Raw genomic sequence first — 14852 nt, 5'->3', positions numbered from 1 at the left:
GCCGCCATTATTTACCAATACCGCACACGCCCAACATCCACATGCACGAAGTCGGAGCGCGGATAATAGCCGACGCCACCGCCTTGCAACGCCAGTGCGACTTTACGCACCTGTGCGAGGTCACGTCCTGGCACGCGGATGTCGATGGCCTCGCCCTGCAGGTGCAGGCTGCGCTTGGCTACACCGTTGCCGCGTTTCGCCAGCATGGCATTGCTTTCCTGTGAGCGGAAGCCTGAGATTACATGCAAGGGCTCATCGGTGCGCAATGTGGTCTGGATGTTGTGCAGCAGATCGAGCAAGCGTTCATCCATGCTGCAAATCTCGTCATTGCGGTGATCGCGCAGGATGTGGTTGATCTCGGTCAGCGCCTGCGGAATATAGGCATCGTGCACGCGATACAACGTGCTCAACCGCTCACCCGTGTGGGTGTTATAAAAAGACAGGCGGCGCTCCACCATGCCTGCGTCTGGTTTCGCTTCGACAGCAAAAGGCGCCAGACCGGCGATACCGGCCAATGCGCCCAACTTCAGAAACTGCCGACGGCGCATATCGAGCACGTTTGGCGCACGCACGGGTGCGCTTTTTTTGATCCACTCTCTCATTGTTCGGTCTCCTCTGTCCCGGCGGTGCGCAGATGCACTGCGCGCGCCAGGCCTGCCTTGTCCTTAATCGCCTGCAAGACCTGTTCCCAGTCGATCAGGTCGGTAATGCCGGCCTGTGCAGCCAAATCCTGCGCCCTTTTTAACGGATTACCCCCCCGCTTGTAAACATCGCGATGCACCTCGAGCATGATGCGGCCATCCGCCAGTTGCGCGAGCAACACCGGCAGATAGATGATTTTGCCCGTCTCCTGCGCGCCGATGCGCGGGAAAAGTTCAGCAATATCATCTGCATGCAGGCGGATACAGCCGTGGCTGCGAAACTTGTAGACACTGCTGGGGGCGATAGTGCCGTGGATGCCGATGCCAGGCAGGCTCAGTCCCAGCCAGTAGTGCCCGAGTGGATTATCCGGCCCCGGCGGTACGCGGGTGACGACCTCCTTGCCTTCGCGCCGCATCTCCTCCTGAATCGAGACCGGCACGTCCCAGGTCGGGTTTTCCTCCCTTACCAGCACCGTAAAGCTGCCGCGCGGGGTCTCCCAGTCCGGCCTGCCCAACCCCACCGGATAATGCGCGGCCAGCTGGCCGGACTGAAAGTAGTACAGCATGCGCTGGGGCACGTTGATGAGTATGCCCGTCTCGAGTGATTCCGGCACGATGTGGCGGTTGTCAATTTTCAGCGTATCACCGGGCTTGAGGTGTGCAGTCGCCGACAGGCCATTCAGGCGCGCAATGCCCGCCACCTCGGTTCCAAAACGGGCACCGATACTGCTGAGCGTATCGCCCGCCTGCACCGTATAGTCGGTCTCGCCGCCCACCATCCGTGTCGCCAGGGCAGCGGTTTCCGAAGCCGCAGCAGTTTGCGCCGCTGAACAAGCCAGCAGTAACAGGCACAAGCCTACATGTCGCATGGAGATAGCCGGGATCCGTGATGCTGCAGCCGGGATAGGACTGTTACGCTTTTCTCTTGTGCTGGCAGTTGCTGCACACACCGTAGATGTGGAGTGCGTGATCGGTCATCGAAAAACCCTTCTTCTTGGCGATTGCGCGCTGACGTTCCTCGATCACCTCATCGACAAACTCTTCCACCTTGCCGCATTTGACGCACAGGATGTGGTCGTGGTGCTTGCCTTCATTGAGCTCAAACATCGAGTGACCACCCTCAAAGTGATGGCGCGACACCAACCCGGCAGATTCAAACTGGGTCAGCACGCGATACACCGTGGCCAGTCCCACATCCTCGCCGCCTTCAAGCAGGGTTTTATAGACGTCTTCCGCGCTCATGTGACGCGTTTCACTGCCTTCCAGCATTTCGAGTATCTTGATGCGCGGTAAGGTGGCCTTGAGTCCGGCCTTTTTTAAATCGTGAGCTTCCATGGTTCCCCCTGCCATAGCGGCATTTCATCAAGACGGTAGTTGGAGTATCATGCGCGACACCATGTTTACGCCAGCCCTGATGCAAAAGCTTCTCATTACTACAGTACTGTGCGCAAGCCTGATTTTGGCCGGCTGCTCCTCGGTCAGCATTCCCGGGGCCTACAAGATCGATATTCAGCAGGGCAATGTCATCACCCAGGAGATGGTCGAAAAGCTCAAGCACGGCATGAGCAAGAATCAGGTGCGCTTTGCGCTGGGCACGCCGCTGCTGATCGACGTGTTTCACCAGGACCGCTGGGATTATGTCTACAGCATCCAGAAGGGAGGCCAAGACCGCCAGCAACGGCGACTGGCACTCTTTTTTGAAAATGACCAGCTGATCCGCATCGAGGGTGATGTGGCGCCTGCACAGGGCGAGCCGGCAGCGCCAGAATCCTAGCCCTTGTCCTCGGCGGCCGGGGCCGCTGCTTCCGCCGCACGACGTTTTCGCACCTGCTTCGGGTCTGCGATCAGAGGCCGCAGGATCTCCGCCCGCTCACCGGCGCGCAGCACATGATCGAGCTTGCTCAGCTTGCCGAACACCGCCACCCGGCTGTGCGCCAGATCGATCTCGGGAAAGCGCTCAAGTATCAGCGAGGCATGAATCGCCTGCTCGATGGTTGATCCGGGCACCACCTCCACCGGTACAATCACCTGCACGTCAGGGCGGGCGTAGGCCACCTCGACCTTGATTAACGGTATCGGTGCCGGTGCCGCGTCAGCGTCTTCCATACACCTCTACCGCACGCTGACAGAAGGCATCCACCAGCGTGTTGGCCACGTGATTGAACACCGGACCAAAGGCCAGCGCCACCAGCTTGTTGCTGAACTCGAAGTCCATATCCAGCCGCACCTTGCAGGCGTTTTCCGCCAGCGACTCAAAGCGCCAGAAGCCCTCCAGATGGCGGAACGGACCCTCCACCAGTCGTATTTCGATCATCTTGTTTTTTTGCAAACGGTTACAGGTCGTGAAGCACTTGTGCAGGCCGCTATGCGTCAATTCCAGCACTCCGCGCACCTCCTCCGCTGTGCGCGACCGCACGCACGATGACGTACACCAGGGCAGAAATGCCTGATACGACTCGATATCATCCACCAGGGCATACATCTCCGCTGCCGAGTAAGGCACAAGCGCGCTTTTGCTGATCGTGGTCACAATGCGGAAGAATTATACGCCAGACAGCGGCTGAAGGGGTCCAACCCTGCCAGATCGGGCCTGTTATACTGGCGCATGGCCCAGGCTAAGGCATCCGCACACTCCACCAGCCGCAATATTGCGCTGAACAAAAAGGCGCGCCACGAATATTTTCTCGAAGATCGCTTTGAGGCCGGCCTTGCCCTGGAGGGCTGGGAGGTCAAAAGCCTGCGCGCCGGGCGCATCCAGCTGAAGGAGAGCTATGTGCTGCTGAAAGACGGCGAGGCCTGGCTGTTCGGCGCCCACATCTCGCCGCTGCCCACCGCCTCCACCCATATCCACCCCGACCCGTTGCGTACCCGCAAACTGCTGCTGCATGCCGATGAGATCAAGAAACTCATCGGTGCGGTCGAACGCAAGGGCTACACCCTGGTGCCCCTGTCCATCTACTGGAAGAAAGGCCGCGCCAAACTCGAAATCAGCCTCGCCAAGGGCAAGCAGGAGCACGACAAGCGCGACGTCGAGCGCGACCGTGACTGGGGGCGCGAAAAGCAGCGCCTGCTCAAATCGCGCTAAGGCTGCCTTGGGAACTCCGGTTGCGCTATACTGTCTATTGTTGTATCTCCATGGGGGCGACCTGGCTTCGACGCGGATTACAAAACCCGAGGGGCATGCCGAGGTGCAGTTCACCTCGTAAATCAAACTGCAAAAAACATAGTTGCCAACGACGACAACTACGCCTTAGCGGCTTAATCCCCGCTAACCTCTGACTGGAGCCGTGCTTGTGCGTTCAGCGTCCGCAAGGGCATTCAGGGGTCGACTCTCACAAGATCGCGCTGCGGCTCGTCCAGGGTCAATGCGCTAAATCCTTACTGGACTCGCTTGCTGTGTTCCCTGCCTGTCGGGTAACAGCCGGCTAAACCCAAAGACCAGGCTACGCATGTAGAACCAACGGTAGCGGATTTGCGGACGCGGGTTCGATTCCCGCCGCCTCCACCATTAGATCGTCCAAAGCAGTCCAAGAAAGTCCACCAAACCCGCATTCCCAAAGGCTTGCGGGTTTTTTCTTGTCCGAACCCCTCCCACCCGTTCCATTGGAATATACCAACAGTCGTCGAGGCTCCAGTTGCCTACCCCGCACTGCCGCTCCATAGCCTCCGGTGGTCAAGGGGCATGCTGATGACTGTTTCAGGTGAGAATTACAATGGAAATTGAAGGATCTTGCAACGAACCAGACTACGGCGTAGTTTAGTGGTGTAAATACCCGATCGTACAATCGGGCAATATGGGCAATCCAGCATGTAATGGGTTCGCCGTCGCGCAGACCCATTACCTGATCATCGTGTTAGGAGGGACTGACTATGAACCTCAGCAATTATCTTGTTAACGCCAGCACCGTGTGCAAGTGGGATGGCGAGAATCAGCTGGCTGCGGACAACCTCAATCGCATTTATCATGCACTGGATATGCGACTCAACCCGATCCTTATCATGGGGGGAGAGCCGCAATGGGATCCTAATCTCTACAGTGAAATTATGGACCATGTACGCGACCATTGGATGTGCAAAAGAGACATGCTGCTCAAGCTCACGGATGAGCAAATTGCAGACTATGTGGAGTCCCAGGCGGAGATCTACCATATCCCGCCGGTTCCACCCCATGCAGTGGACAATGTCGAGATCCTGAGAGCATCACAATAAGGCGATCTCTCACGCTGCGAGCCAAGGCGAGCGAAGCGAGGGCGAGTAGTCCGCGGTAGACTCGGGCGTGGCGAGAACGTAGCAGCCGCCAGCCCATCGCGCCGCTGGAACCGTTGTGTTTGACGGAGACCGGAGGGAGGCTGTGGCGTCCCGGAGCGGAGGGATAACGCTGCGCCGAGGCCGTGGGCGCGCCGGAGACTTGTTCCGCCGCGCTTGTTGAGGGCCGGCGCGCAATCAAACTGCAGAGACAACCTAAAAAAGCCAAGGGGCAACCCCCTTGGCTTTCTTTTTGTTTATCAGCGCTGGATCGGGTTAGCCGCTGGCAAGGGCTTGCGCCTTTTGCCAGGCTTTTACCCCGCTGAAAGTCACCATGACGAGCAGGTCATCCGCTGACGAGCGCGCCAAGGCCAGATCGAGCGCCTCGTCATGGGAGGCTGCAAGATTAATGTGCTCGTCAGTCACCCCGACTTCCCGCAGGCCCCGCGCAAGCAATCCAGCCGCCTCCCCGGCCGGCCGTCCACGCAAATCCTCCCAATCGGAACAGATATACTCTGTGAAAGCACCGGCAACCACTGTTGCCGTGTCCACTATGAACGAATCCGGGCGATTGCCCATCGCACAGAGCATCAGGCGCTTTTCCCCTGAAACCTTCAGCCCGTTAATAAAGTGGGCCAACTCTCTCATTGCCACAGGCCCATCAGCCCAAGTGATACAGACTTGATAAGGCAGGTTTTCGACAAAATTCATCCGCCCAGGGTTGGTGGCGTGAGTGGATTGGAAGCTGCCGAGTGCGGCCCGGATGGCGTCAAACGCGGCCCCGGTTCCATGCGCAATCGCCATGGCAAATAATGCGTTGATCATGCCTGGGCGATATCGTCCGCCCCAGGCAGCAGGAATCTCAGCACCGGGCATGCTGCCGACGCAGTGCTGCCCTTCGTACAATCTCAGTTCGCAGCTTGCACCCGACCCATCAAGATAAGCGACCACCCCTCCCGCCTCTTGATGGGTCTGTACTGCCGGATTCTCTGAAACCGCGCTCACCAGACACAACGTGGGCGCAGTAACGAACTCGCGCATGGCCAGGCACAGGGGGTCATCGGCGTTCAACACCGCCAGCCTGCGCGCTCTTTCAACCACAAGCCGCTTGACGCGGGCCAGGTCTTCCCGGCTTCTGGCACCATCCAGACCAATATGATTGTCATAAACATTCAGCACCGCACCCACGTCCAACGCATCGAGCGTCATCCCTTTCTTGATAAGCCCGCCACGCGATAATTCGAAAACACCTGCTTCGACGCGGGGGTCAAACAGCAGGGTGCTTGCGATGCCTCCTCCTGCGGCATCCCCGAGCCTGATGGTATCTTCACCCACCCAAGCCCCTTGTGTGGTCGAGAGCGCCACACACTTTCCCGATGCGGACAGTATGCTGGCGACCATCCTGCATGTAGTCGTCTTGCCGACGCTACCAGTAATGCCTGCGGTAGGCACCCTGCCATCCGAGCGCGCAGGAAAAAGATGCTCCACGATGGGCCCCACTACATCGCGCCGGGGATTGGAGGCCATGTGTGGCCGCAGCCCCGGTGTCGCGTTGACCTCCAGAATGGCGCAGGGAATATCGCGCCAGGACTGGCTGATATCCGGCGTGAGAAAATCGATACCCGTCACGTTCAGCCCAATCAGCCGGGCAGCTCGTTCCGCCAACAGGCGGTTATCCGGATGGATATGCTCGGTGACATCAATGGCTGTCCCGCCGCGCGCTAAATTCGCCACACCCCTGAGGCGGATACTCAGTCCCGCAGCCGGGATAGAATCAGGTGTCAGCCCGGCATCAGCCAGGAATTTCATGACTTCCTGGTCGATATCGACTTTTTCGAGCAAACGCTCAAAGGGTGCCACGCCCCGACGCGGATCGCGGTTAAGTTCTGCAACCAATTGGCTTACGGTGTGCTGGCCATCACCGGTGATTTCCGCCGGAAGGCGTTTCGCAGCAGCAATCAAGCGCCCGGCGACCACGAGCAGCCGGTGGTCATCACCCTTGATGTATCGTTCAACTATGATGCCACTTTTGTACACCGCTGCGGCCCGAATGGCAGTCATTAACTCCGCTTCATTGGTGATATTTACAGTGACTCCCTTGCCTTTGCCAGAAGCCTTGGGTTTGACCACAACGGGAAACCCCAGCTGCTTCGCCGCCTGCAGCGCTTCCTCAGTGGTAGACACCAATTGCGTGTGGGGAGTTGGCATGCCTTGAGCGCGCAGCAAGGAAGCCGTCTTGAATTTGTCCCTGGAAATTATAACTGCAACGTTGCTGGTATTATCTGTCGCCGTTTCCATCACGCGCTTGCGGTACCGTCCTTGCCCCAACTGAAGAAGCTGGCCGGGTATGTTGATTCGATAGTGCGGAATACCGCGCTGGAGCGCCGACCTTGCCAGCGCCAGCGTCGATTGGTTCAGGCCGAAATGATATGCAGTCTGACGTGCATCTCGGTAATGCGCTTTGAGGTGTGCGAGAAGCTGGCTTTGGTTGAGCTCTGAGAACGATGGGATGACTTGGGCAACCTCCATTGATAGAGTCCACGCCGCCATCCCAATAGCAGGTTCATCGCAAGGCAGAAAAAAGCGCATCTGCCTTTCATCGGAAACCAGCAGGCGACCCAGGCGCGGCTGCGTACAAAAATCACGCATGATGATTTCGGCAGTCGCCAGCACCAGCGCTACGATGGGTACCTTCGATTTACAGATATAGTCAGGTGATGAAAGCTCTATCGACTCCGATACAACCGGAAAAGCCTCACGCAGCAACCAGAGGGTGGGGGCAAGATCAGACGCAGCAGGCCGCCAGGCAAGCGATTCTGCTCCTTTAGCGTCGTAATCAACCACCAGTAACAGCCCCGATGCAGGGCATATGAGATTAGGGCCGCGAAGAAAATGGTGGTGCAAGATTCTTAACATGCGTGTTTTATTCTTCTATGAAAATCTTATGGTATTTGGGTGGCTATAAGCATGCGCCGATGCAAATCATGGCCAAAAAATAGGGGGCTGTTTTGGCATAACTAGTCCTGCATTTCTATCTTCTCCCATTAAGGCCAGGATCACTGGTCTTGGCTTATTTATTTTTATCACCCTCTTGTCAGACCTTAATCTCGCCAGTGCCAGTAAGCTCGCGCAGGGTTTGCTTGCCGAGAGCATCGTCGATCGCGGTGTCGATGCGCGCAATCACGGCATCAACCGCTGGTTCATGCGGCAGGCCATCGGTCACCAGCTGTGTTTCCTCGCCACTGCTGCGCACCGTCTCAAGCAATTCACGCAGCGTCACCGTCTCCAGCGCCCGTGCGGGCAAATAGCACGGCGGCACCTGCGCGGTCTCGGTCAGCAGGCCCCGGCGCGTGAGTGCCGTGAGGAGAGTACCCACCGGGACCAAAGGCACATTAAGCCTGCTTGCCAGCCCTTCCTGCGACCATGCGGGCTGCTGGGTGTGGAAGTGACGGCCGATCAGCGTCATGATCAGCAGCGCCAGCTTTTCCTTCACCCGGTTACTGAGGACCGCCTCGCGCTCACGCGTGGTGAGTTGGGCGGGATACTGGGCGTAAAAGGCGATACTGGCGCCGATGAGCACAATCAACCAGTTGAGATAAAGCCAGATCATCGACACGATCACAATCGCAAAACTGGCATAAATCGCCGTGTATTGGGTCGAGGTACTGATAAAGACGGCGAAGCCCCAGCCAAGGCTCTGCCACAGCACGCCGGCGACGGTAGCGCCGGTCAGTGCCGCGCTGAAACGTACACGGGTATTGGGCATCAACAGATAGAGCATGGCAAAGGCCGCGATCACCAGCAGGTAAGGCAGCAGTCGCGCCGTAATTTCGATCAGCGTGCCAAAGGGTTCGATGGCAAGCAGTGTCTGCATCACCCCTGAGTTCATGAGCGCTGCGGTGATACCGAGCGCCGAGAACACCAGCAACGGGCCGACGGTGAGTACGCTCAGATACTGGCTGAAGCGCTGCGACAAAGGCCGCAGGTGCTTGACCCGCCAGACGTAATTAAACGTAAGCTCGATCTTCTGCAGCAAGGCGGTTACGGTGTACAGCAACAACCCGAGGCCGATGGCGCCGAGTACGCCGACCTGGATATTGCTGACAAACCCGAGCATCTGCTCGGTGATCTCCGCCCCCTTGTCACCCAGCGGGGCGAGAAAGGCCAGCAGTGTCGGGCGAATCTGGTTGTGCACCCCGAAGGCCTTTAACACTGAAAACGACAAGGCCAGCAGCGGCACCAGTGACAACAGCGTGGTGTACACCAGACTCATGGCGCGCAGCGTGAGCTGGCCCTCGCCCAGATCGCGAACCACGGCAGAGAACAGGCGCAGCATGCGCACCAGCCGCGCACGCCAGGGCGTAAGCGCGCTCAGCGCCTCGCCCCATACCAGGTGCTGGAAATTCGTCTTGAGATCTGTCAGCCGTTGCATGCCCTGCCCTCGCTGGTTCAGGCTACATCATACGCAGACTCTTACGGGCATCGCCAGCCCGGCGCCGTATGGCGGGATGTCAGCGACCCGGCTCGCCGCTAAATGCCAGCGGCGCACGGCAGAGCTTGCAGGCATAGCGCCTGCCCTGCTGCTGGCGCTTGTGCAGCGTGCTGGATAGCTGGTGCGTGCGACAGGCGCAGCGGTAACTGTGGCGCTGCTGCCGCCGTACCGGCACGCCGCTGAGGCTGTAGTGTCCGGTGGCCTTCGGGATCACGCCGAGCGCCCGCATCACCTGCTTCCATTCCGGGCCATGGGGTCGGGTGCGGGCGCCATACAGACGATGCACCAGATAATGCGCCACTTCATGTGCCACGGTGTTGGTGAGGTGATGCTCAAAATCGGCCGCGAACACCCAGGGGTTATACCGAATCACACACGGCCGCCACAGCCCCTGCCAGCGGAACTGCCCCGCCGCTACCCCGCTGAGATCAAACCGTATTGGAATAAAGGAAAACTGGCGCTGATACAGCGCAGCGGCTTGCAGAATGCACGTATGCGTACGGTCAACAACGTGCTGTTGCCGTGAGGCGGTGAGGGGCGTTTCGTCGCCGTCAGTGACTTGTTCTGGTTGCAGGATCACGTTGGCCTATGCAGTTTTGGCTTGCCGATGCGTGGGAATCGAACTGGTCACGACGACGCAATGCTCCGCTCGATAATCCCCGCAAACAACACGGGACTCCGAAGAGCCCCATCGTCGTGCAGGACGTCGAATGTGTTGATGCAAGACCCGACCCCGCGCATCACGACCCCGCGCATCACATGTCTGTAACCATTGAGGATATTTAAGCGTGCTTCGCGTAACCAAATGAAGGCCTTTGGATTCTGCTGCTTGTTTCGCTCGATCGGCAGCTACCCTATGAGAAAATGCACCGGGCATATCTTTGCCCCCTTCTATTTTTTCAACTGGTTGCAAGGCTCGTGGCTCATCCCAATAGACCGGTCCTATGGTCAGGCAAATCCCAGAAAAACCGCCAGCGCCCGATTCACCGCCAGCATCGCCTCATCGTCCAGACGGCCAATCACCGCACCGACTTTTTCGCGCGCGACCGATTGTGGCTTATCCACCATCACCTGCGAAGGCTTGGTCAGGCCGTTCAGTTCATTCGGATTTACGGAAATGCGAAATAGCGGTGCGTCGCGCAACTCACCAGTCACTGGCAAAATCGTTACGGAAGGATGTATATCGAACAGATCGGACTGGATTACCAGTGCCGGGCACGGCTTGCCGAGATCACCCTGCAAGGCTACCGTCACCAGATCGCCACGCCTCATTGCCAGCCTTCGCGGTCGGCTGCCGCCTCCAGCCAATCGGCGGTTTCCCGTTCATGCGCATCGCCTTGCAACAACCGCGACTGGCGGCGGCACTCCTCGGCGAAGCCCGCGCGTCGCGTATCCGGCACCCAAATCTGCACCGGGCGCAACCCGGCTTCCCGCAATGCCGCACGATGCTTCTGCACCCGCGCCGATATGTTTGACCTCATAACTACCTCCAATACGCACCGTTACATGAAACGCATGGTAACCAGCTTTTTTGTTACATGCAACGGATATTTGGTGAACTTCCTTTCTGTCTGCAAAGAAACACAGGGATCAGGCCTTACCATTTATATCCATGTCAAATGTAAGGCCTGATCCCTGCTTGTGCTTATCATGCTCGGTGATGCCGCCAAGGGCATGGCGCAATTCGGGGTCGACTTTGTCCGGTTCCGTCCGCTCTGGATTCAGTAAGACCCGCTCCACCCACGCAGCAGGAATCTTGCGCCCGGCCATTATCCCTTTTAATCCCCTCTCCCTCTGGGAGAGGGCCAGGGTGAGGGCAGGTGTCAACTCGTAGCGAATTTTATCTTGCATGTTGTTTGGTTAAGTTGATGCAAGACTTGATCACAGCCCTCGAGTCTCTTCAAGCACGCTTAAACTTCTTGCGCCTTAACGTCACGACAGTGATGCTCCAGAGCCGATGTAATATGGCGCACTTGATCTTCAGATAGAGGCGATTTACCTGCATGAGTGAGGAGTCGCGGATTGCGCGGATTAAACACGAAGACATCGCTCGGCTTCGTAACCTCAACATACCAGCCAGGCAACGCCAAGACAGCTTTTACGTCTATCCGCTCACCCGTGGCGTCTTTCAGCCAGTTCGCCAACCATTGCGCCTGTCGCCGCGCCTGTTCTACCCAGCGTGTTTCCGTCCAGTTGGGGAACAGTAACTTATCGCCATCCACCTTGACGCCTGCACCCGCTTTGCCGCGGTCTGTTTGAAGCTTCGCACGAGCCTTGGTTTCCACAGCAAACACGCCAGCCGATCCGATGACAACATGGTCAATATTGAATCGCTCACACTGAACATCATGGAAAACTGACATGCCATCTTTAAGCAGCTCCGTAAGCTCCTGCCCGGTTGCAAGCTCGCCATCCAGCCCTTGCCTCAGGTAACGGCGCCTGTTCCCGATAGTGATAAGTTTATACAAACACACGAAAAACGCGACGATAGCGACAATGCCATATATCCAAGGTGATGCGCGAACACCCGCCAGATAGAGCTGGGAAAGATACATTGCGTAGAACAGCAAGGGCATCGCCATCAAGACGGCCAGCCACGCCGCGATATCCCATGTTAAGTCGTCAATCTGCTGGCGTAATGATTCGCCGGGGCTTCGTAATAATGCTCGCGTCAAAGGGGAACGACGGGGCTTTCGCTTCCGATACCAATGCCAAATTTGCAGGCATGCGGCGGCTACCAGGAGTGGGATTATGAAGACTACGGACGTAACCAAGGTGGCTGCATACTTTTCCATGAGTCATTTTCTCCGAGCAATTAACCCAATACGAGTGATGTTGCTTTACAGGATATTACCCAAAATATTACAGTCCCATAGATGCTAGTAAGATCAGTAATCTCTCGCTAATCCTCCAGCAAAGAGACTTGCCGCATCCTTCGCAGCGGCAATGCCTTTGCGTACATCTTCGTTAGTCAAATCAAGCACGCGTAGCTTTCCCAACGCCTCTGCAACAGATACGATACGGCGGTAAACCTTGGCGTGCGCCTCGGCGTACAAGGCAAGCCCTTGCAGCTTGGGGAGTGCATCGGCCAAATGGAGGCTGTGCGGGTCAACGATGTCAGCCACTAGCGTTCCATCCGCTTGCGTAGCGAAGAAGATGAAGTCCGGGCGAAGAATGCCATATTGCTCACCAGAGAGGTAAGCAATGCCGAGCGATGATTGCCCCGGCTGTTGCGGATTACGATACCAGAAGCTGAAGTCTTTTCGCTTCATCTCGTTCTTAATGACTTCCACTTCCCAAGTATTCAGTTCTGCAGGGTAATTGCCCTGCACATCACAAAGCAGATGGCTCTTGTAGGTCGGAAGCGCCGCTTCAATGTCATTCACACGTGCCTTTGTTAGCTCGAACTTAGCCTCCGGCTTAACCAGATCAACATCCTGTGGTTCGGTACTCATCTCCCTGATCTGGCGATAAGACTCCTGCCGATCGTGCGATAAGCCCTTAATGACTGCGCTGTATTTCTCCAGCCAAGCCTTGGCCAGCTTGTCCGCCTCGGCATCAAAATAGGGTTGCACTTCCGTCACCAGGCCAAGAGCAGCAGTGGAAACCCGCGCGTCGACAAGCGCTTCCTCGAATTCATCCGCATCATCCGGGTCTGCAACCCTGTAAGCGAGGAAATCGACGTAGGTACGGGAAATGTCGGGGCTGAAGATGCGGGCAGCACGGCGGTAAGCGTCATCAATTACCGCCATGTCGGCGTCTTCAAGAAACTGGTTGAAGGTCTTGGTCCTGCTCTGAAGGTCGGCCACTATAGTCTGGCCGTCAACCGTCATCACGGCTTTACGCTTGGCTTCAATATGCGCCTTGTGGTTCTTCTGTGCAGCATCGAGTACCTTGTGCATTTCGGCATGGGCTAACTTGCCAGCGCCAGGCAGAATATCATCAGAGGCCAGCTCATGCGCCAGTGCGGTCAAGCGCTTGGCTGGTTTGGCGCCACGTTGTGGGCGGGTCTGCGATGGCAGTGATTCGAACTTATCCCATACAGCCTGCGAGGCCGCAGGATTGGGCTTCATTTCCTCCGGATTGATAAGCACACGTCCGCTGGGCGGTGGCAGGGTATCGTCACCCCTCATCAATGCATCGACGACATCTTCAACTGTCTGGACATTGAATTTCGGCAACAGGCAGTCAACAGAATTGAGGCGGTCATTGCCGGGGATGCGGCGCGCCAAGGGCGAGCGCACCATACGGCCCAATAATTGGGTAATATGGGTACGATCTACCGCCGCGCGAAAAGACACCATTACTTCAGCACGCGGGCAGTCCCAGCCCGTGCTGATGGCGTCCTTCGCAATCAGCACACGTACCCAAGTTGAATCCTGCACGTGCTCCGGCGAAATGTAAGGCACGTTGCGATTGCCGAACTGCTGGGTAGTGTGATCACCCAACACATGCGCCACGCTACCACTTGGCAACTCAGGCCATTGCTGATAAATAGTGTCCAAGGCGCGGCCAATGTCGTTCGGATCGGGTGTGTTGGGCACTTGCAGCACCATCAGCGGAATGACGGTATGCGCTTCATCCTGCTGCTTGGCGTACTCGGCCCAGGCATCGGTCGATGCTTTCAGTTTATCGGTCGCACGGCGCACTAGTACGGTATCGAAATCACCGACATCATCAGGGATGTCGAGGATGATGGTGTCCTTGATGAGGCCCGACTCCTGCACCCTGGCCGAGTCCACCACCACATCTGGCAGGGTGATACGATTTTGCGCACCTTCCATAGCCTTTCTGAAGCGCTCCACCGTGGCCGAAATACCCCACACCACCGGGATGCCCGGTACGCCGCTGACGCCATTGATGAGTCGCTGGACGATAGTACTTTTGTCTCTTTGTGCGGCATTGGTGAGATTACCCATGCCTCGATGCGCCTCATCCAGCACCAGATACAGGGTCAACTCCGGGTCTTCGATGGTGTTGCGAATCGTGTCCCAGATCGTGTGCGATCTGAGATCGGGGCGGGTTTCCGGAAACAGGCCACCATCGCCCTCACCTTCGAAGCCACGCACCAGCAGGCTGTTCTTCCCCAGTTTCTGTGTATTCAGAAAATAGATTTTCTTGGCCTCAAACTTGGCCCGATTAAAGGTGTTTTCCACCACCACCATATCCGTATGGCGGATACGGTCAGAAGCTTCCATCAGGCGGAAACGGGTCTGCTCGTTCAAGGAGGGGTCATCACTGAACCAGATCACGACCGCGCCGGGGTCGGCATCAAATTCGTACTCGTCATCCCCGTGGAAAAGCGCCTCGAAAGCGGCAGCAGCCATTACCGTCTTACCTGAGCCAGTCACGGCGGTCAGTGAAAAGGCGTGCTTGTCCGCATCCTCGTGCCAGCGTTTACGGGCTTTCTTCAATCTGGACAAGGCTTCACGCACTGCATCAGCCTGATAATCCTTAAGCGTGAATTTCATCCG

16 protein-coding genes and 1 other RNA gene are annotated in these 14852 nt (G+C 57.3%); 4 read left to right on the top strand and 13 right to left on the bottom strand.

Annotated elements, in window-relative coordinates; genetic code table 11:
• Positions 1 to 11: 11 nt before the first annotated feature.
• The 3 genes from Q8L89_00575 to fur are packed head-to-tail and all read right to left on the bottom strand — an operon-like array spanning position 12 to position 1976.
• On the bottom strand, positions 12 to 602 hold the full coding sequence (locus tag Q8L89_00575) for a DUF882 domain-containing protein (GenBank protein MDP1707564.1): 591 nt from the start codon (positions 600 to 602) through the stop codon (positions 12 to 14).
• The gene (locus Q8L89_00570) at positions 599 to 1510 is read right to left on the bottom strand and encodes a L,D-transpeptidase family protein (GenBank protein MDP1707563.1); all 912 of its coding nucleotides are present in this window, start codon (positions 1508 to 1510) and stop codon (positions 599 to 601) included. The genes Q8L89_00575 and Q8L89_00570 overlap by 4 nt, the downstream gene beginning before the upstream one ends.
• A gap of 43 nt (positions 1511 to 1553) precedes the next feature.
• A complete protein-coding gene (fur, locus tag Q8L89_00565; GenBank protein ID MDP1707562.1) occupies positions 1554 to 1976 on the bottom strand; it encodes a ferric iron uptake transcriptional regulator in 423 nt (140 codons plus the stop codon).
• Positions 1977 to 2025: 49 nt separating this feature from the next.
• Here fur and Q8L89_00560 point away from each other — a divergent pair, with 49 nt between their 5' ends.
• Entirely contained in the window at positions 2026 to 2415 is a 390-nt protein-coding gene (locus Q8L89_00560) for an outer membrane protein assembly factor BamE (protein ID MDP1707561.1), read from the top strand.
• Here the strand turns inward: Q8L89_00560 and Q8L89_00555 are convergent.
• Together Q8L89_00555 and Q8L89_00550 are read right to left on the bottom strand one after the other, a co-directional pair.
• Complete coding sequence (locus Q8L89_00555) at positions 2412 to 2747, bottom strand: RnfH family protein (GenBank protein MDP1707560.1); 336 nt, start codon at positions 2745 to 2747, stop codon at positions 2412 to 2414. The two genes, Q8L89_00560 and Q8L89_00555, sit on opposite strands and share 4 nt — an antisense overlap.
• Complete coding sequence (locus tag Q8L89_00550; GenBank protein MDP1707559.1) at positions 2734 to 3171, bottom strand: type II toxin-antitoxin system RatA family toxin; 438 nt, start codon at positions 3169 to 3171, stop codon at positions 2734 to 2736. Before Q8L89_00550 ends, Q8L89_00555 begins: the two co-directional genes overlap by 14 nt.
• Before the next feature lie 75 nt (positions 3172 to 3246).
• Here Q8L89_00550 and smpB point away from each other — a divergent pair, with 75 nt between their 5' ends.
• The 3 genes from smpB (at position 3247) to Q8L89_00535 (ending at position 4850) form a co-directional block, all read left to right on the top strand.
• Complete coding sequence (gene smpB, locus Q8L89_00545; GenBank protein MDP1707558.1) at positions 3247 to 3726, top strand: SsrA-binding protein SmpB; 480 nt, start codon at positions 3247 to 3249, stop codon at positions 3724 to 3726.
• Positions 3727 to 3778: 52 nt separating this feature from the next.
• Positions 3779 to 4149, top strand: a transfer-messenger RNA (tmRNA) gene (gene ssrA / locus Q8L89_00540).
• Positions 4150 to 4511: 362 nt separating this feature from the next.
• The gene (locus Q8L89_00535) at positions 4512 to 4850 is read left to right on the top strand and encodes a hypothetical protein (protein MDP1707557.1); all 339 of its coding nucleotides are present in this window, start codon (positions 4512 to 4514) and stop codon (positions 4848 to 4850) included.
• A gap of 312 nt (positions 4851 to 5162) precedes the next feature.
• Here the strand turns inward: Q8L89_00535 and Q8L89_00530 are convergent, their stop codons facing one another.
• The 8 genes from Q8L89_00530 to Q8L89_00495 all read right to left on the bottom strand — a co-directional run bounded on the left by Q8L89_00530 (position 5163) and on the right by Q8L89_00495 (position 14849).
• Complete coding sequence (locus tag Q8L89_00530) at positions 5163 to 7730, bottom strand: Mur ligase family protein (GenBank protein MDP1707556.1); 2568 nt, start codon at positions 7728 to 7730, stop codon at positions 5163 to 5165.
• A 250-nt stretch (positions 7731 to 7980) separates the two neighbouring features.
• Positions 7981 to 9318: a YhjD/YihY/BrkB family envelope integrity protein gene (locus Q8L89_00525; protein MDP1707555.1), complete on the bottom strand. Its 1338-nt coding sequence runs from the start codon at positions 9316 to 9318 to the stop codon at positions 7981 to 7983.
• Between the two features lie 79 nt (positions 9319 to 9397).
• Positions 9398 to 9958: a SprT-like domain-containing protein gene (locus Q8L89_00520; GenBank protein MDP1707554.1), complete on the bottom strand. Its 561-nt coding sequence runs from the start codon at positions 9956 to 9958 to the stop codon at positions 9398 to 9400.
• A gap of 368 nt (positions 9959 to 10326) precedes the next feature.
• Positions 10327 to 10650, bottom strand: a complete 324-nt coding sequence (locus tag Q8L89_00515; protein MDP1707553.1) for a type II toxin-antitoxin system PemK/MazF family toxin — start codon at positions 10648 to 10650, stop codon at positions 10327 to 10329.
• On the bottom strand, positions 10647 to 10859 hold the full coding sequence (locus Q8L89_00510) for an antitoxin MazE family protein (protein MDP1707552.1): 213 nt from the start codon (positions 10857 to 10859) through the stop codon (positions 10647 to 10649). The genes Q8L89_00515 and Q8L89_00510 overlap by 4 nt, the downstream gene beginning before the upstream one ends.
• Before the next feature lie 109 nt (positions 10860 to 10968).
• Entirely contained in the window at positions 10969 to 11229 is a 261-nt protein-coding gene (locus tag Q8L89_00505) for a hypothetical protein (GenBank protein MDP1707551.1), read from the bottom strand.
• A gap of 59 nt (positions 11230 to 11288) precedes the next feature.
• Positions 11289 to 12173: a nuclease-related domain-containing protein gene (locus tag Q8L89_00500; GenBank protein ID MDP1707550.1), complete on the bottom strand. Its 885-nt coding sequence runs from the start codon at positions 12171 to 12173 to the stop codon at positions 11289 to 11291.
• A gap of 93 nt (positions 12174 to 12266) precedes the next feature.
• Complete coding sequence (locus tag Q8L89_00495; protein ID MDP1707549.1) at positions 12267 to 14849, bottom strand: DEAD/DEAH box helicase family protein; 2583 nt, start codon at positions 14847 to 14849, stop codon at positions 12267 to 12269.
• Positions 14850 to 14852: the final 3 nt, after the last annotated feature.

This window comes from Gammaproteobacteria bacterium (genome assembly GCA_030680605.1).
GTDB lineage: Bacteria > Pseudomonadota > Gammaproteobacteria > SURF-13 > SURF-13 > JAQBXX01.
This window is presented reverse-complemented; position numbering and strand designations above follow the sequence as displayed.